Origin of the sequence: Streptomyces sp. AC555_RSS877 (assembly GCF_019049245.1) — a bacterium.
Taxonomy (GTDB): Bacteria; Actinomycetota; Actinomycetes; order Streptomycetales; family Streptomycetaceae; genus Streptomyces.
This window is the reverse complement of sequence record NZ_JAGMUK010000039.1, coordinates 1-15,450: the sequence shown is the minus strand read 5'-3', so window position 1 is coordinate 15,450 and position 15,450 is coordinate 1. Positions and strand designations below refer to the sequence as shown.

The 15,450-nt window shown below is 65.6% G+C and carries 28 protein-coding genes and 1 pseudogene; all 29 read left to right on the top strand.

Annotated features, from left to right (window positions below; all coding sequences use genetic code 11):
- The first annotated feature begins 267 nt into the window (after positions 1-267).
- Positions 268-576 (top strand): 30S ribosomal protein S10, encoded by a 309-nt coding sequence (rpsJ, locus tag KUM49_RS17040; protein WP_003948644.1) that lies wholly within the window; start codon positions 268-270, stop codon positions 574-576.
- A 17-nt stretch (positions 577-593) separates the two neighbouring features.
- Positions 594-1,238: a 50S ribosomal protein L3 gene (gene rplC / locus KUM49_RS17035; RefSeq protein WP_217237700.1), complete on the top strand. Its 645-nt coding sequence runs from the start codon at positions 594-596 to the stop codon at positions 1,236-1,238.
- An 8-nt stretch (positions 1,239-1,246) separates the two neighbouring features.
- Positions 1,247-1,903, top strand: a complete 657-nt coding sequence (gene rplD, locus KUM49_RS17030; RefSeq protein ID WP_217237699.1) for a 50S ribosomal protein L4 — start codon at positions 1,247-1,249, stop codon at positions 1,901-1,903.
- Positions 1,903-2,322, top strand: a complete 420-nt coding sequence (gene rplW / locus KUM49_RS17025) for a 50S ribosomal protein L23 (RefSeq protein WP_217237698.1) — start codon at positions 1,903-1,905, stop codon at positions 2,320-2,322. The genes rplD and rplW overlap by 1 nt, the downstream gene beginning before the upstream one ends.
- Before the next feature lie 40 nt (positions 2,323-2,362).
- Positions 2,363-3,199, top strand: a complete 837-nt coding sequence (gene rplB, locus KUM49_RS17020; RefSeq protein WP_030039757.1) for a 50S ribosomal protein L2 — start codon at positions 2,363-2,365, stop codon at positions 3,197-3,199.
- A 12-nt stretch (positions 3,200-3,211) separates the two neighbouring features.
- A complete protein-coding gene (rpsS, locus tag KUM49_RS17015) occupies positions 3,212-3,493 on the top strand; it encodes a 30S ribosomal protein S19 (protein WP_030619138.1) in 282 nt (93 codons plus the stop codon).
- 41 nt (positions 3,494-3,534) lie between these two features.
- A complete protein-coding gene (gene rplV / locus KUM49_RS17010; RefSeq protein WP_006604878.1) occupies positions 3,535-3,882 on the top strand; it encodes a 50S ribosomal protein L22 in 348 nt (115 codons plus the stop codon).
- Positions 3,882-4,715 (top strand): 30S ribosomal protein S3, encoded by an 834-nt coding sequence (gene rpsC, locus KUM49_RS17005; RefSeq protein ID WP_217237697.1) that lies wholly within the window; start codon positions 3,882-3,884, stop codon positions 4,713-4,715. Before rplV ends, rpsC begins: the two co-directional genes overlap by 1 nt.
- 5 nt (positions 4,716-4,720) lie before the next feature.
- Positions 4,721-5,140 carry a 50S ribosomal protein L16 gene (gene rplP, locus KUM49_RS17000; protein ID WP_004927269.1) on the top strand — a complete coding sequence of 140 codons (420 nt, stop codon included), beginning with the start codon at positions 4,721-4,723 and terminating at the stop codon, positions 5,138-5,140.
- Positions 5,140-5,364 (top strand): 50S ribosomal protein L29, encoded by a 225-nt coding sequence (gene rpmC / locus KUM49_RS16995; RefSeq protein WP_003998824.1) that lies wholly within the window; start codon positions 5,140-5,142, stop codon positions 5,362-5,364. The genes rplP and rpmC overlap by 1 nt, the downstream gene beginning before the upstream one ends.
- Positions 5,364-5,651, top strand: a complete 288-nt coding sequence (gene rpsQ, locus KUM49_RS16990; protein WP_217237696.1) for a 30S ribosomal protein S17 — start codon at positions 5,364-5,366, stop codon at positions 5,649-5,651. Before rpmC ends, rpsQ begins: the two co-directional genes overlap by 1 nt.
- Before the next feature lie 104 nt (positions 5,652-5,755).
- On the top strand, positions 5,756-6,124 hold the full coding sequence (gene rplN / locus KUM49_RS16985) for a 50S ribosomal protein L14 (RefSeq protein ID WP_003998823.1): 369 nt from the start codon (positions 5,756-5,758) through the stop codon (positions 6,122-6,124).
- Positions 6,125-6,126: 2 nt separating this feature from the next.
- On the top strand, positions 6,127-6,450 hold the full coding sequence (gene rplX / locus KUM49_RS16980; protein WP_006376030.1) for a 50S ribosomal protein L24: 324 nt from the start codon (positions 6,127-6,129) through the stop codon (positions 6,448-6,450).
- Entirely contained in the window at positions 6,450-7,007 is a 558-nt protein-coding gene (gene rplE / locus KUM49_RS16975; protein WP_217237695.1) for a 50S ribosomal protein L5, read from the top strand. The genes rplX and rplE overlap by 1 nt, the downstream gene beginning before the upstream one ends.
- Before the next feature lie 5 nt (positions 7,008-7,012).
- Positions 7,013-7,198, top strand: a complete 186-nt coding sequence (locus KUM49_RS16970) for a type Z 30S ribosomal protein S14 (RefSeq protein WP_003948630.1) — start codon at positions 7,013-7,015, stop codon at positions 7,196-7,198.
- 214 nt (positions 7,199-7,412) lie between these two features.
- Positions 7,413-7,811, top strand: coding sequence for a 30S ribosomal protein S8 (gene rpsH / locus KUM49_RS16965; RefSeq protein WP_007384075.1), 399 nt, complete (start codon positions 7,413-7,415; stop codon positions 7,809-7,811).
- Between the two features lie 24 nt (positions 7,812-7,835).
- Complete coding sequence (rplF, locus tag KUM49_RS16960; RefSeq protein WP_217237694.1) at positions 7,836-8,375, top strand: 50S ribosomal protein L6; 540 nt, start codon at positions 7,836-7,838, stop codon at positions 8,373-8,375.
- A gap of 3 nt (positions 8,376-8,378) precedes the next feature.
- Positions 8,379-8,762 (top strand): 50S ribosomal protein L18, encoded by a 384-nt coding sequence (rplR, locus tag KUM49_RS16955; RefSeq protein WP_053753923.1) that lies wholly within the window; start codon positions 8,379-8,381, stop codon positions 8,760-8,762.
- 41 nt (positions 8,763-8,803) lie between these two features.
- Positions 8,804-9,412 carry a 30S ribosomal protein S5 gene (rpsE, locus tag KUM49_RS16950; RefSeq protein WP_217237693.1) on the top strand — a complete coding sequence of 203 codons (609 nt, stop codon included), beginning with the start codon at positions 8,804-8,806 and terminating at the stop codon, positions 9,410-9,412.
- Positions 9,412-9,594: a 50S ribosomal protein L30 gene (gene rpmD, locus KUM49_RS16945; protein WP_005481207.1), complete on the top strand. Its 183-nt coding sequence runs from the start codon at positions 9,412-9,414 to the stop codon at positions 9,592-9,594. Before rpsE ends, rpmD begins: the two co-directional genes overlap by 1 nt.
- A gap of 2 nt (positions 9,595-9,596) precedes the next feature.
- Complete coding sequence (rplO, locus tag KUM49_RS16940; protein WP_217237692.1) at positions 9,597-10,052, top strand: 50S ribosomal protein L15; 456 nt, start codon at positions 9,597-9,599, stop codon at positions 10,050-10,052.
- A gap of 440 nt (positions 10,053-10,492) precedes the next feature.
- Positions 10,493-11,806 (top strand): preprotein translocase subunit SecY, encoded by a 1,314-nt coding sequence (gene secY / locus KUM49_RS16935; RefSeq protein ID WP_217237691.1) that lies wholly within the window; start codon positions 10,493-10,495, stop codon positions 11,804-11,806.
- Positions 11,806-12,468: an adenylate kinase gene (locus KUM49_RS16930; RefSeq protein WP_217237690.1), complete on the top strand. Its 663-nt coding sequence runs from the start codon at positions 11,806-11,808 to the stop codon at positions 12,466-12,468. Before secY ends, KUM49_RS16930 begins: the two co-directional genes overlap by 1 nt.
- A gap of 117 nt (positions 12,469-12,585) precedes the next feature.
- The gene (gene map, locus KUM49_RS16925; RefSeq protein ID WP_217237689.1) at positions 12,586-13,422 is read left to right on the top strand and encodes a type I methionyl aminopeptidase; all 837 of its coding nucleotides are present in this window, start codon (positions 12,586-12,588) and stop codon (positions 13,420-13,422) included.
- 296 nt (positions 13,423-13,718) lie between these two features.
- Entirely contained in the window at positions 13,719-13,940 is a 222-nt protein-coding gene (gene infA / locus KUM49_RS16920) for a translation initiation factor IF-1 (RefSeq protein WP_003948620.1), read from the top strand.
- Between the two features lie 59 nt (positions 13,941-13,999).
- Positions 14,000-14,113, top strand: a complete 114-nt coding sequence (gene rpmJ, locus KUM49_RS16915; protein WP_003998809.1) for a 50S ribosomal protein L36 — start codon at positions 14,000-14,002, stop codon at positions 14,111-14,113.
- Between the two features lie 225 nt (positions 14,114-14,338).
- Positions 14,339-14,719 carry a 30S ribosomal protein S13 gene (gene rpsM / locus KUM49_RS16910; protein WP_037680379.1) on the top strand — a complete coding sequence of 127 codons (381 nt, stop codon included), beginning with the start codon at positions 14,339-14,341 and terminating at the stop codon, positions 14,717-14,719.
- A 65-nt stretch (positions 14,720-14,784) separates the two neighbouring features.
- Positions 14,785-15,189, top strand: a complete 405-nt coding sequence (rpsK, locus tag KUM49_RS16905; RefSeq protein WP_003956432.1) for a 30S ribosomal protein S11 — start codon at positions 14,785-14,787, stop codon at positions 15,187-15,189.
- Positions 15,190-15,327: 138 nt separating this feature from the next.
- Positions 15,328-15,450 (top strand): annotated as a pseudogene (locus KUM49_RS16900) (DNA-directed RNA polymerase subunit alpha); the annotation flags it as partial.

Below are 15,450 nucleotides of genomic sequence, written 5' to 3'. Positions count from 1 at the left end.
CGTCGCCCCAACTGCCAGGTGGCAGCGCTGAGGCGGACGTACGGGAATCTTTCGGGAAGTGTCAGTGCAGCGCCGGCCAGGCACCCGGTGGGCCTTCGCCCTCGGCTTGCGGTTCCGGAAGGGCCGTGCTTTCCCAGACGGGATGTTCCAGAGATGGGACCTCTGTGTCAGTGAGAGTGCGACACACCCGACCGCGTGGGTCGGAGAGTGAGTGTTCGGAACATCGGGTTCCAGAGCGTTAAACGAGAGACAGGACTACTAGTAGCCATGGCGGGACAGAAGATCCGCATCCGGCTCAAGGCCTACGACCACGAGGTCATCGACAGCTCGGCGAAGAAGATCGTCGAGACGGTGACGCGTACTGGTGCGTCGGTCGCGGGCCCGGTGCCGCTGCCCACTGAGAAGAACGTGTACTGCGTCATCAAGTCGCCGCACAAGTACAAGGACTCGCGCGAGCACTTCGAGATGCGCACGCACAAGCGCCTGATCGACATCCTCGACCCGACGCCCAAGACCGTTGACTCTCTGATGCGACTCGACCTCCCGGCCGGTGTCGACATCGAGATCAAGCTCTAGGGGCCGGTGATCTGAGAATGGCTAAGCAGATCAAGGGCATCCTGGGCGAGAAGCTCGGCATGACGCAGGTGTGGGACGAGAACAACCGTGTTGTTCCCGTCACCGTCGTCAAGGCCGGCCCCAACGTCGTGACCCAGGTCCGTACGAATGACTCCGACGGCTACGAGTCGGTCCAGATCGCCTTCGGCGAGATCGACCCTCGCAAGGTGAACAAGCCCCTCAAGGGTCACTTCGCCAAGGCCGACGTCACTCCCCGCCGCCACCTCGTCGAGATCCGTACCGCTGACGCCAGCGAGTACACCCTCGGCCAGGAGATCACCGCTGAGGTGTTCGAGGCCGGCATCAAGGTCGACGTGACCGGCAAGAGCAAGGGCAAGGGCTTCGCCGGTGTCATGAAGCGTCACAACTTCAAGGGTCTCGGCGCCGGACACGGCACCCAGCGCAAGCACCGCTCTCCCGGCTCCATCGGTGGCTGCGCCACCCCCGGCCGTGTCTTCAAGGGCATGCGTATGGCGGGCCGTATGGGTAACGAGCGGGTCACCACCCAGAACCTGACCGTCCATGCTGTTGACGCGGAGAAGGGACTGCTCCTCATCAAGGGAGCCATCCCCGGTCCGAACGGCGGCCTCGTCCTGGTCCGCACCGCGGCCAAGGGGGCCTGAGGTAACCGATGAGCACTGTTGACATCCTTTCGCCTGCAGGCGAGAAGACCGGAAGCGTCGAGCTCCCCGCGGAGATCTTCGGCGTGGAGAAGATCAGCATTCCGCTGATCCACCAGGTCGTCGTCGCGCAGAACGCCGCTGCCCGTCAGGGCACGCACAAGACCAAGCGTCGCGGTGAAGTCCGTGGTGGCGGCAAGAAGCCGTACCGCCAGAAGGGCACCGGCCGCGCCCGTCAGGGCTCGACCCGCGCGCCGCAGTTCGCAGGCGGTGGCGTCGTCCACGGCCCGCAGCCGCGTGACTACTCGCAGCGGACCCCGAAGAAGATGAAGGCTGCCGCTCTGCGTCACGCCCTCACCGACCGGGCCCGCCACAACCGCATCCACGTCGTCACCGGCGTGATCGAGGGCGAGAACCCCTCCACGAAGGCCGCCAGGTCGCTGTTCGGCAAGATCTCGGAGCGCAAGAACCTGCTCCTGGTCATCGACCGCGCCGACGAGGCCGCGTGGCTCTCCGCCCGCAACCTGCCCCAGGTCCACATCCTGGAGCCGGGCCAGCTGAACACGTACGACGTGATCGTCTCCGACGACGTGGTCTTCACCCAGGCCGCTTTCGAGTCCTTCGTGTCCGGCCCGCAGGCCACCGACACCGAAGGGAGCGAGGCCTGATGGCTACGCGTCACCCGAGCATCGCCTCGAAGGCCGCCAAGGCCAAGAAGGTCGCGCGCGTCGCCAAGGCGCGTCGCCACGAGACCGAGGGCAAGAACACCGTCGTCACCCCGGTGAGCAAGTCGTTCACGGACCACCGTGACATCCTGCTCAAGCCGGTCGTGTCCGAGAAGAGCTACGCGCTTCTCGACGAGGGCAAGTACACCTTCATCGTCGCCCCGGGCGCCAACAAGACCCAGATCAAGCAGGCCGTCCAGGCGGTCTTCTCGGTCAAGGTCACCGGGGTCAACACGATCAACCGCCAGGGCAAGCGCAAGCGCACCAAGACCGGTTTCGGTCAGCGCGCCGGCTCCAAGCGCGCGATCGTGACCCTCGCTGAGGGCGACCGTATCGACATCTTCGGCGGTCCGACCGCCTGACGGCGGTCTGGATCGTCCGATATCGGACGAGGACTGAGAAATGGGAATCCGCAAGTACAAGCCGACTACGCCGGGCCGTCGTGGCTCGAGCGTCGCCGACTTCGTCGAGGTCACGCGGTCCACGCCGGAGAAGTCGCTGGTCCGCCCGCTGCACAGCAAGGGCGGCCGTAACAACGCCGGTCGTGTGACCGTTCGCCACCAGGGTGGCGGACACAAGCGCGCCTACCGAGTGATCGACTTCCGTCGTCACGACAAGGACGGCGTGCCGGCGAAGGTCGCGCACATCGAGTACGACCCCAACCGCACCGCGCGCATCGCGCTGCTGCACTACGCGGACGGCGAGAAGCGCTACATCCTCGCCCCGCGCAACCTGCAGCAGGGTGACCGCGTCGAGAACGGTCCCGGGGCCGACATCAAGCCGGGCAACAACCTGGCGCTCCGCAACATCCCGGTCGGTACCACGATCCACGCGATCGAGATCCGTCCCGGTGGCGGCGCCAAGTTCGCCCGCTCCGCAGGCGCCTCGGTGCAGCTGCTGGCGAAGGAGGGCACGATGGCCCACCTTCGTATGCCCTCCGGTGAGATCCGTCTGGTCGACCAGCGCTGCCGCGCCACGGTCGGCGAGGTCGGCAACGCCGAGCAGAGCAACATCAACTGGGGCAAGGCCGGGCGCAAGCGCTGGCTGGGCGTCCGCCCGACCGTTCGCGGTGTGGCGATGAACCCGGTTGACCACCCGCACGGTGGTGGTGAGGGCAAGACCTCCGGTGGTCGCCACCCGGTCTCGCCGTGGGGTCAGAAGGAGGGTCGTACTCGTTCGCCGAAGAAGGCTTCGAACAAGTACATCGTCCGCCGCCGCAAGACGAACAAGAAGCGCTAGGAGCGGGTTTAGATGCCGCGCAGTCTCAAGAAGGGGCCCTTCGTCGACGACCACCTGATCAAGAAGGTGGACGTCCAGAACGAAGCGGGTTCCAAGAACGTCATCAAGACCTGGTCCCGTCGCTCGATGATCGTCCCGGCCATGCTGGGCCACACGATCGCGGTGCACAACGGCAAGACCCACATTCCGGTGTTTGTCACCGAGTCGATGGTCGGCCACAAGCTCGGCGAGTTCTCGCCGACGCGCACCTTCCGGGGTCACGTCAAGGACGACCGGAAGTCGAAGCGCCGCTAACGCGGGGTGGAATGACCATGACAGACACTGGAAGGACAACCATGGAAGCCAGGGCCCAGGCGCGGTACATCCGCGTTACGCCCATGAAGGCCCGCCGAGTGGTGGACCTTATCCGTGGCATGGACGCCACGGAGGCTCAGGCGGTCCTGCGTTTCGCCCCGCAGGCCGCGAGCGTGCCGGTCGGCAAGGTGCTTGACAGCGCCATTGCCAACGCCGCACACAACTACGACCACACCGACGCCGGCAGCCTCGTCATCTCCGAGGCGTATGTCGACGAGGGTCCGACCCTGAAGCGGTTCCGTCCGCGTGCCCAGGGCCGCGCCTACCGGATCCGCAAGCGGACCAGCCACATCACCGTGGTCGTCAGCAGCAAGGAAGGAACCCGGTAATGGGCCAGAAGGTTAACCCGCATGGGTTCCGGCTCGGCATCACCACGGACTTCAAGTCCCGTTGGTACGCCGACAAGCTGTACAAGGACTACGTCAAGGAAGACGTCGCCATCCGTCGGATGATGACGTCCGGCATGGAGCGCGCCGGTATCTCGAAGGTGGAGATCGAGCGCACCCGTGACCGCGTCCGTGTGGACATCCACACGGCCCGTCCGGGCATCGTCATCGGCCGCCGTGGCGCCGAGGCCGACCGCATCCGCGGTGACCTCGAGAAGCTCACGGGCAAGCAGGTCCAGCTGAACATCCTCGAGGTCAAGAGCCCCGAGACCGACGCTCAGCTGGTTGCCCAGGCCGTTGCCGAGCAGCTCTCCTCCCGCGTCTCCTTCCGTCGCGCCATGCGTAAGAGCATGCAGGGCACGATGAAGGCCGGCGCCAAGGGCATCAAGATCCAGTGCGGTGGCCGCCTCGGTGGCGCCGAGATGTCCCGCTCGGAGTTCTACCGCGAGGGCCGTGTGCCCCTGCACACGCTCCGCGCGAACGTGGACTACGGCTTCTTCGAGGCCAAGACGACCTTCGGCCGCATCGGCGTGAAGGTCTGGATCTACAAGGGCGACGTCAAGAACATCGCCGAGGTCCGCGCCGAGAACGCTGCTGCCCGCGCCGGCAACCGCCCGGCCCGTGGTGGCGGCGGCGCCGACCGCCCGGCCCGTGGTGGCCGTGGTGGCGAGCGTGGCGGTCGCGGTCGCAAGCCGCAGCAGGCTCCCGCTGCCGAGGCCCCCAAGGCCGACGCTCCGGCTGCCGCTCCGGCTGAGAGCACCGGAACGGAGGCCTGACCGAAATGCTGATCCCCCGACGGGTCAAGCACCGCAAGCAGCACCACCCGAAGCGCCGCGGTCAGGCCAAGGGTGGTACGACGGTCGCGTTCGGCGAGTACGGCATTCAGGCCCTCACGCCGGCGTATGTGACCAACCGCCAGATCGAGGCGGCCCGTATCGCGATGACCCGCCACATCAAGCGTGGCGGCAAGGTCTGGATCAACATCTACCCGGACCGCCCGCTCACGAAGAAGCCTGCCGAGACCCGCATGGGTTCCGGTAAGGGTTCGCCGGAGTGGTGGATCGCGAACGTGCACCCGGGACGGGTCATGTTCGAACTGTCCTACCCCAACGAGAAGATCGCCCGTGAGGCCCTGACTCGCGCAGCCCACAAGCTGCCGATGAAGTGCCGGATCGTCAAGCGCGAGGCAGGTGAAGCGTGATGTCGGCCGGTACCAAGGCGTCCGAGCTGCGCGAACTGGGTGACGAGGAGCTTCTCGCGAAGCTCCGCGAAGCCAAGGAAGAGCTGTTCAACCTCCGCTTCCAGGCGGCGACCGGTCAGCTCGAGAACCACGGTCGGCTCAAGGCCGTCCGTAAGGACATCGCGCGGATCTACACCCTGATGCGTGAGCGCGAGCTGGGCATCGAGACGGTGGAGAGCGCCTGATGAGTGAGAGCAACGTGACTGAGCAGACTGCAGAGGCCCGCGGCTTCCGCAAGACCCGTGAGGGTCTGGTCGTCGGCGACAAGATGGACAAGACCGTCGTCGTCGCCGTCGAGGACCGCGTCAAGCACGCGCTGTACGGCAAGGTCATCCGCCGTACGAACAAGCTCAAGGCGCACGACGAGCAGAACGCTGCCGGCGTCGGCGACCGTGTCCTCCTCATGGAGACGCGTCCGCTGTCCGCCACGAAGCGCTGGCGCGTCGTCGAGATCCTCGAGAAGGCCAAGTAATTTCCTGCGGGGCAAACCCCGCAGGACAGTTCCGCCAGGCTCGGCGAGCTCCGTAAGTCACTTGCGGAGCTCGCCGGGAACCGGCAGACAAACAGGAGATAGACGTGATCCAGCAGGAGTCGCGACTGCGTGTCGCCGACAACACTGGTGCGAAGGAAATCCTTTGCATCCGTGTGCTCGGTGGCTCCGGTCGCCGCTACGCGGGCATCGGTGACGTCATCGTCGCCACCGTCAAGGACGCGATCCCCGGTGGCAACGTGAAGAAGGGTGACGTCGTCAAGGCGGTCATCGTTCGCACCGTCAAGGAGCGCCGCCGTCCGGACGGCTCGTACATCCGCTTCGACGAGAACGCCGCTGTCATTCTGAAGAACGACGGCGACCCTCGCGGCACCCGTATCTTCGGCCCGGTGGGTCGTGAGCTGCGCGAGAAGAAGTTCATGAAGATCATCTCGCTCGCGCCGGAGGTGCTGTAAGCATGAAGATCAAGAAGGGCGACCTGGTCCAGGTCATCACCGGTAAGGACAAGGGCAAGCAGGGCAAGGTCATCGCGGCCTTCCCCCGCGAGGACCGTGTCCTGGTCGAGGGTGTCAACCGGGTCAAGAAGCACACCAAGGCCGGCCCGACCGCCAAGGGTTCGCAGGCCGGTGGCATCGTCACGACCGAGGCCCCTGTCCACGTGAGCAACGTTCAGCTCGTCGTGGAGAAGGACGGCAACAAGGTCGTCACGCGTGTCGGTTACCGCTTCGACGACGAGGGCAACAAGATCCGCGTTGCCAAGCGGACGGGTGAGGACATCTGATGACGACCACCACCACTCCGCGTCTGAAGACGAGGTACCGCGAGGAGATCGCGGGCAAGCTGCGTGACGAGTTCAAGTACGAGAACGTCATGCAGATCCCCGGTCTCGTCAAGATCGTGGTCAACATGGGTGTGGGCGACGCCGCCCGCGACTCCAAGCTGATCGAGGGCGCCATCCGCGACCTCACCACGATCACCGGTCAGAAGCCGGCCGTCACCAAGGCCCGCAAGTCCATCGCGCAGTTCAAGCTGCGTGAGGGTCAGCCGATCGGGGCCCACGTCACACTTCGTGGCGACCGCATGTGGGAGTTCCTGGACCGCACCCTGTCGCTCGCGCTGCCGCGCATCCGCGACTTCCGCGGCCTGTCTCCCAAGCAGTTCGACGGTCGTGGCAACTACACCTTCGGTCTCACCGAGCAGGTCATGTTCCACGAGATCGACCAGGACAAGATCGACCGCGTCCGGGGTATGGACATCACCGTGGTCACCACGGCGACCAACGACGCTGAGGGCCGCGCGCTCCTTCGTCACCTCGGCTTCCCCTTCAAGGAGGCGTGAGCGAGATGGCGAAGAAGGCTCTGATTGCCAAGGCTGCTCGTAAGCCCAAGTTCGGAGTACGCGGCTACACGCGCTGCCAGCGCTGCGGCCGTCCGCACTCCGTGTACCGCAAGTTCGGCCTGTGCCGCGTCTGCCTTCGTGAGATGGCTCACCGTGGCGAGCTGCCGGGCGTGACCAAGAGCTCCTGGTAATCCCCCTAATCAGGGATTTCCGGAGCTCTCGGTAAGCAATGGGCGTGTCAGGCGCCCACCCCTTCATGGCTTAGGCTTGGAGGGTTGGGCGCCTGATGGTCGTCCGTACGACTTACTACGCCGTAGGTCCACCGCGCCGCACCCGCCCCGTCTCGGATCGGGGAGAGGGATGGCGCACCAGGAAACCCCGGCGAGAGAGGCCGAAGGCCAATTCATGACCATGACTGATCCGATCGCAGACATGCTTACGCGTCTGCGGAACGCGAACTCGGCATACCACGACTCCGTGACGATGCCGGCATCGAAGATCAAGTCGCACATCGCGGAGATCCTCCAGCAGGAGGGCTTCATCACGGGCTGGAAGGTCGAGGACGCCGAGGTCGGCAAGAACCTCGTTCTCGAGCTGAAGTTCGGCCCGAACCGTGAGCGCTCCATCGCGGGCATCAAGCGGATCTCCAAGCCCGGTCTCCGGGTGTACGCGAAGTCCACCAACCTGCCGAAGGTGCTCGGCGGCCTGGGCGTGGCGATCATCTCCACGTCGCACGGGCTTCTCACCGACAAGCAGGCCGGCAAGAAGGGCGTAGGCGGAGAAGTTCTCGCCTACGTCTGGTAACGGAAGGGAACGGAGGAAACAGCTATGTCGCGTATTGGCAAGCTCCCCATCACGGTTCCCGCCGGCGTGGACGTCACCATCGACGGCCGTACGGTCTCGGTCAAGGGCCCCAAGGGTTCCTTGAGCCACACCGTCGCTGCGCCGATCGACATCGCCAAGGGTGAGGACGGCGTACTCAACGTCACCCGCCCCAACGACGAGCGTCAGAACAAGGCCCTGCACGGCCTGTCCCGCACGCTGGTGGCGAACATGATCACCGGCGTGACCCAGGGTTACGTGAAGAAGCTCGAGATCAGCGGTGTCGGTTACCGCGTACAGGCCAAGGGATCGAACCTCGAGTTCGCTCTGGGCTACAGCCACCCGATCACCGTCGAGGCGCCCGAGGGAATCACCTTCAAGGTGGAGAACCCGACCCGCTTCCAGGTCGAGGGCATCGACAAGCAGAAGGTCGGCGAGGTTGCGGCCAACATCCGCAAGCTGCGCAAGCCCGACCCGTACAAGGCCAAGGGTGTCAAGTACGAGGGCGAAGTCATCCGCCGCAAGGTCGGAAAGGCGGGTAAGTAAGCCATGGCATACGGACAGAAGATCCTCAAGGGCGACGCCTACAAGCGCGCCGCGATCAAGCGCCGCCACATCCGGATCCGCAAGTCGATCAACGGTACGGCGGAGCGTCCTCGTCTGGTCGTGACCCGCTCGAACCGCCACATCGTGGCCCAGGTGATCGACGACCTCAAGGGGCACACCCTTGCGTCGGCGTCCACCCTGGACACCTCGATCCGCGGTGCGGAGGGCGACAAGTCGGCGCAGGCCAAGCAGGTCGGCGCCCTGGTCGCCGAGCGCGCCAAGGCCGCCGGTGTCGAGGCTGTCGTATTCGACCGTGGTGGCAACCAGTACGCCGGGCGGATTGCTGCCCTGGCGGACGCCGCCCGCGAAGCCGGACTGAAGTTCTGAGCCGGTTCCGTAGCTAGCGGAAACAGAGAGAGGTAATTCCAATGGCTGGACCCCAGCGCCGCGGTGGCGGTGCCGGTGGCGGCGAGCGGCGGGACCGGAAGGGCCGTGACGGCGGCGCAGCTGCCGCCGAGAAGACCGCTTACGTTGAGCGCGTCGTCGCGATCAATCGTGTCGCCAAGGTTGTGAAGGGTGGTCGTCGCTTCAGCTTCACCGCGCTGGTCGTGGTGGGCGATGGTGACGGCACCGTGGGTGTCGGTTACGGCAAGGCCAAGGAGGTGCCGGCCGCCATCGCCAAGGGTGTTGAGGAGGCCAAGAAGCACTTCTTCAAGGTCCCCCGTATCCAGGGCACCATCCCGCACCCGATCACGGGTGAGAAGGCTGCCGGCGTCGTGCTGCTCAAGCCGGCGTCCCCGGGTACCGGCGTTATCGCCGGTGGTCCGGTGCGTGCCGTGCTCGAGTGCGCCGGTATCCACGACATCCTGTCGAAGTCGCTCGGCTCGTCGAACGCGATCAACATCGTGCACGCGACCGTGGCGGCCCTGAAGGGCCTGCAGCGTCCCGAGGAGGTCGCGGCCCGCCGCGGTCTGCCGCTCGAGGACGTCGCTCCCGCGGCTCTGCTGCGTGCGCGTGCCGGGGCTGGTGCTGCGTAATGGCTCAGCTCAAGATCACGCAGACGAAGTCGTACATCGGCAGCAAGCAGAACCACCGTGACACCCTGCGCTCCCTTGGTCTCAAGGGCATCAACACGCAGGTCGTCAAGGAGGATCGTCCCGAGTTCCGCGGCATGGTGCACACCGTCCGCCACCTCGTGACGGTCGAGGAGGTCGACTGATCATGGCGGAGAACAACCCGCTCAAGATCCACAACCTCCGTCCCGCCCCGGGCGCCAAGACCGCCAAGACCCGTGTGGGTCGTGGTGAGGCGTCGAAGGGTAAGACGGCTGGTCGTGGTACCAAGGGCACGAAGGCCCGCTACCAGGTTCCGGCGCGCTTCGAGGGTGGCCAGATGCCCCTCCACATGCGCCTCCCGAAGCTCAAGGGCTTCAAGAACCCGTTCAAGACCGAGTTCCAGGTCGTGAACCTCGACAAGCTGGGCGCGCTGTACCCGGAGGGTGGCGAGGTCACCGTCGAGGGGCTCGTCGCCAAGGGTGCCGTTCGCAAGAACAGCCTCGTCAAGGTCCTCGGCCAGGGCGAGATCTCCGTGGCGCTGCAGGTGACGGTCGACGCCGTCTCCGGCTCCGCCAAGGAGAAGATCACCGCCGCCGGCGGTACCGTCACCGAGCTCGTCTGATTTCCTCGGACGTCTCGCTGACTTGAACGACCCGCTCGGGGATACCTCTTTTGTGGGTATCCCTGGCTGAAAAGGGCCCGCCGATATTTCGGCGGGCCCTTTTCCTATGAGGCGTGTCACCGCGGGAGTCCCGCACATGTCACCCCACAGGTCACGGCACAGTTCGGCCGCTTTCGTAGAGGTGATTGATCTGAAATGCGGCGGTGTGTGTGGAAGGCGCGATTAGCGGACGTGGCGCGGAGCCGGTCCCGGGCGGCCGTCATCGGGTTCGTCCGCTTCTTGCAAGGGGGTCGGCACTGTTAGAGTCCTGTGGTCCATCCATAGCTAGTGGTGACAGGTGTCTGTCTCCCTCAGCACTGTTGGGCGACCGTCTACTGGCTTTCAAGGCCTTGTCAACGACTAGCCTCCCTGCTCTGCGTGCGGGGGGCGCAGGAGGCTCCGTGCTCACCGCGTTCGCCCGGGCGTTCAGGACGCCCGACCTGCGCAAGAAGCTGCTCTTCACGCTCGGCATCATCGTGGTCTACCGCGTCGGCACGCATGTGCCGATCCCCGGTGTCGACTACAGGAACGTACAGACCTGCATCGACCAGGCCAGCGCCAACTCGGGTCTGTTCGGGCTGGTCAACATGTTCAGTGGTGGCGCGCTGCTGCAGATCACCATTTTTGCGCTCGGCATCATGCCGTACATCACGGCGAGCATCATCCTGCAGCTGTTGACCGTCGTGATCCCGCGTCTGGAGGCCCTCAAGAAAGAGGGACAGGCCGGTACGGCGAAGATCACGCAGTACACCCGTTATCTGACGGTGGCGCTCGCCGTCCTGCAGGGCACCGGCCTGGTGGCCACGGCCCGCAGCGGTGCGCTCTTCAGCGGTTGCCCGGTCGCCACCTCGATCGTGCCGGACCGCTCGATCTTCTCCACGATGACCATGGTCATCACCATGACCGCCGGCACGGCCGTCGTCATGTGGCTCGGTGAGCTCATCACCGACCGTGGTATCGGCAACGGCATGTCGATTCTGATGTTCATCTCGATCGCCGCGACCTTCCCGTCCGCGCTGTGGGCCATCAAGCAGGAGGGCTCCCTGGCCGACGGCTGGATCGAGTTCGGCACCGTGGTCGCCATCGGTCTCGTCATGATCGGCCTGGTCGTCTTCGTCGAGCAGGCTCAGCGCCGCATTCCCGTCCAGTACGCGAAGCGCATGATCGGCCGCCGTTCCTACGGCGGCACGTCGACGTACATTCCGCTGAAGGTCAACCAGGCGGGCATCATCCCTGTGATCTTTGCCTCGTCGCTGCTCTACATCCCGGCACTGGTCGCGCAGTTCTCCGGTGGAAACTCCGGTTGGAAGACCTGGATCGAACGAAATCTCGCGGATCCGGCTGCTCCGGCGCACGTCACTCTCTACTTCCTCCTGATCGTCTTCTTCGCCTTCTTCTACGTCGCGATCTCCTTCAACCCCGAGGAAGTCGCCGACAACATGAAGAAGTATGGTGGCTTCATCCCGGGCATCCGGGCTGGCCGACCGACCGCTGAGTACCTGAGCTACGTACTCAACCGGATCACCTGGCCGGGATCGCTGTATCTGGGTCTGATCGCTCTCATCCCGACAATGGCGCTGAGTGGTTTCGGTGCAAACCAGAACTTCCCCTTCGGTGGCACCAGCATCCTGATCATCGTGGGTGTCGGCCTCGAGACGGTGAAGCAGATCGAGAGCCAGCTTCAGCAGCGCAATTACGAAGGGTTCCTCCGCTGATGCGAATCGTCCTCGTCGGACCGCCGGGTGCGGGAAAGGGCACGCAGGCCGCCTACCTCGCCCAGAACTTGTCGATCCCGCACATCTCCACGGGCGACCTGTTCCGGGCCAACATCAGCCAGCAGACGGAACTCGGCAAACTGGCGAAGTCCTACATGGACGCCGGCAACCTGGTCCCCGACGAGGTCACCATCGCGATGGCCAAGGACCGCATGGAGAAGCCGGACGCCGAGAACGGCTTCCTTCTGGACGGCTTCCCGCGGAACGTGTCGCAGGCCGAGGCACTGGACGAGATGCTGCAGGCCGAGACCATGAAGCTGGACGCGGTGCTGGACCTCGAGGTCCCCGAGGCCGAGGTCGTCAAGCGGATCGCGGGTCGCCGCATCTGCCGTAACGACTCGGCGCACGTCTTCCACGTGACGTACAAGCAGCCGGCCAAGGAAGGCGTCTGCGACGTCTGCGGCGGCGAGCTGTACCAGCGGGACGACGACTCCGAGGAGACGGTCCGCAAGCGGCTGGAGGTCTACCACACGCAGACCGAGCCGATCATCGACTACTACAAGGCGCAGGGCCTGGTCGTCACGATCTCGGCGCTCGGCAAGGTCGAGGACGTCACTGGCCGGGCCATGGAGGCACTGAAGCGCGAGGACGACGCCGCGTAGTCGTTCGTACGTGCCGTAGCCGCGGTTCCCTTCCCGGGGGCCGCGGCTGCTGCGTGGGTGCACGTATCGTTGGAGACACCCGTCACACCCCCCGGTCGCAGAAAGGCCCCCGCCCCCATGGTGCAGATCAAGACCCCCGAGCAGATCGCCAAGATGCGTGAGGCGGGGCTGGTCGTCGCCGCCATCCACGCGGCGACGCGTGAGGCGGCGGTGCCCGGGGCCACGACGAAGGACCTGGACCAGGTCGCGCGCAAGGTGCTGGCGGAGCACGACGCGAAGCCGAACTTCCTCGGGTACGGCGGTTTCCCCGCGACCATCTGCACCTCGGTGAACGAGGTCGTCGTCCACGGCATCCCGTCGGACGAGGTCGTCCTCAAGGATGGCGACATCATCTCCATCGACTGCGGCGCGATCATCGACGGCTGGCACGGCGACGCGGCCTACACGGCCTTCGTGGGCTCCGGTCACGCCCCGGAGCTCGTCGAGCTCTCCCGGGTGACGGAGGAGTCGATGTGGGCCGGTATCGCGGCCATGAAGCAGGGCAACCGGCTCGTGGACGTGTCCCGGGCCATCGAGACGTACATCCGCCGCCAGCCCAAGGCCGGCGGTGGGCGTTACGGCATCATCGAGGACTACGGCGGCCACGGCATCGGCACCGAGATGCACATGGACCCGCACCTGCTGAACTATGTCGACCGCCGCCGCGGCAAGGGCCCCAAGCTGGTCCCCGGCTTCTGCCTCGCCATCGAGCCGATGGTCTCCCTGGGCACGCCCAGGACCGAGGTCCTCCAGGACGACTGGACGGTCATCACCACCGACGGCACGTGGTCGTCGCACTGGGAGCACTCGGTCGCGCTGACGGAGGAGGGCCCGCTGGTCCTGACGGCTCCGGACGGCGGCAAGGCGAAGCTCGCGGAGCACGGGATCACGGCGGCGCCGGATCCGCTTGCCTGAGCGCGTTCCCGGGTCCTGTCCGGACGGCGGCCGCGGGTACGTGGTGGCTGGTCGCGCCCCCACCCGGCGGAGCCGCGCATTGTCCGGTCCCGCGCCTCTTCAGGGCCCCTGGCGCCGGGCCGGGTCACAGGCCGACGTGCTTAGAGATCTCCGGCCCGGGGCAGACTCTCTCGATTCGTCTTTCCGGGTGCGCTGTCGTAGACTGACTCGTCGGCTCTCGTGCACCCGCATGTCCGCATGCGCTCGTAAGGGACGCAAAGGGAGCCGATCAAGGTAGTCGATTCGAAGGGCGAAGCGTGGCCAAGAAGCAAGGTGCCATCGAGATCGAGGGCACTGTCGTCGAGTCTCTTCCGAACGCCATGTTCAAGGTCGAGCTCCAGAACGGCCACCAGGTCCTGGCGCACATCAGCGGCAAGATGCGTATGCACTACATCCGTATCCTCCCTGACGACCGGGTCGTGGTGGAGTTGTCTCCGTACGACCTGACGCGTGGCCGGATCGTCTACCGGTACAAGTAGATCTTGCCTTTGCCCCGCTTCCGGCGGGGTGGTGGCACTGACCCGGAGAACCTCACCCCATGAAGGTCAAGCCGAGCGTCAAGAAGATCTGCGACAAGTGCAGGGTGATCCGCCGTCACGGTCGGGTCATGGTCATCTGCGAGAACCCGCGCCACAAGCAGCGCCAGGGCTGACGCACGACCCACCCTCTGCTTTTTGCAGAACTTCGCGCGACGCGAGCTGAACATGTTCATACGCAGGACCCAGGCATCGCGAGCGATCGCCTGACACCCCCGGTTCGGAGGCCGGGGACCCAGTTCGTACCAAGTCTTTCGCTGCATCCATGGATCAGCGTGAAGAGGCCGGCGGCTGGGGGTCGGTTCTGTGGAAGACCTCCGAAGATCAACTGGAGCCATTGAATGGCACGCGTTTCCGGTGTTGACATCCCGCGCGAAAAGCGCGTGGAGGTCGCCCTGACCTACGTGTTCGGCATCGGCCGGACCCTTTCCCAGCTCACGCTGGCCGAGACCGGCATCGACCCGAACACCCGGGTTCGCGACCTCTCCGAGGAGCAGCTGGTCGCGATCCGCGAGTACGTCGACAACAACATCAAGACCGAGGGTGACCTCCGTCGCGAGATCCAGGCCGACATCCGCCGCAAGGTCGAGATCGGTTGCTACCAGGGTCTCCGTCACCGTCGCGGTCTGCCTGTCCGCGGTCAGCGCACCAGCACGAACGCCCGCACCCGCAAGGGCCCGCGTCGCGCCATCGCCGGTAAGAAGAAGCCGGGCAAGAAGTAGTCCTCAGCGGACGCTCATCAGCGGTCTTCAGCTGTAGGACCGACCACCTCCCGTAGGAGTTATAGATGCCCCCCAAGGGTCGTCAGGGCGCTGCCAAGAAGGTGCGCCGCAAGGAAAAGAAGAACGTCGCTCACGGCCACGCGCACATCAAGAGCACGTTCAACAACACGATCGTCTCGATCACGGACCCCTCGGGCAACGTGATCTCCTGGGCCTCCGCCGGCCACGTCGGCTTCAAGGGCTCGCGCAAGTCCACCCCCTTCGCCGCGCAGATGGCCGCCGAGTCGGCCGCCCGCCGCGCGCAGGAGCACGGCATGCGCAAGGTCGACGTCTTCGTGAAGGGCCCGGGCTCCGGTCGCGAGACCGCGATCCGCTCCCTCCAGGCCACCGGTCTCGAGGTCGGCTCCATCCAGGACGTCACCCCCACCCCGCACAACGGCTGCCGTCCGCCCAAGCGCCGCCGCGTCTGAGGCTCGGTCGTCCTGAGGTTCCGGGCGGTACGGCTCTTCGGAGGCGTGCCGCCCGTACCCTTGCAGAAGTAACACCATCGGGCTACCGCCCGGAGCAGGGCGTCAAATAGCGGGCGCCCCTGACTGAAGGATCGCACCATGCTGATTGCTCAGCGTCCCTCGTTGACCGAAGAGGTCGTCGACGAGTTCCGCTCCCGGTTCGTGATCGAGCCGCTGGAGCCGGGCTTCGGCTACACCCTCGGCAACTCCCTGCGTCGTACG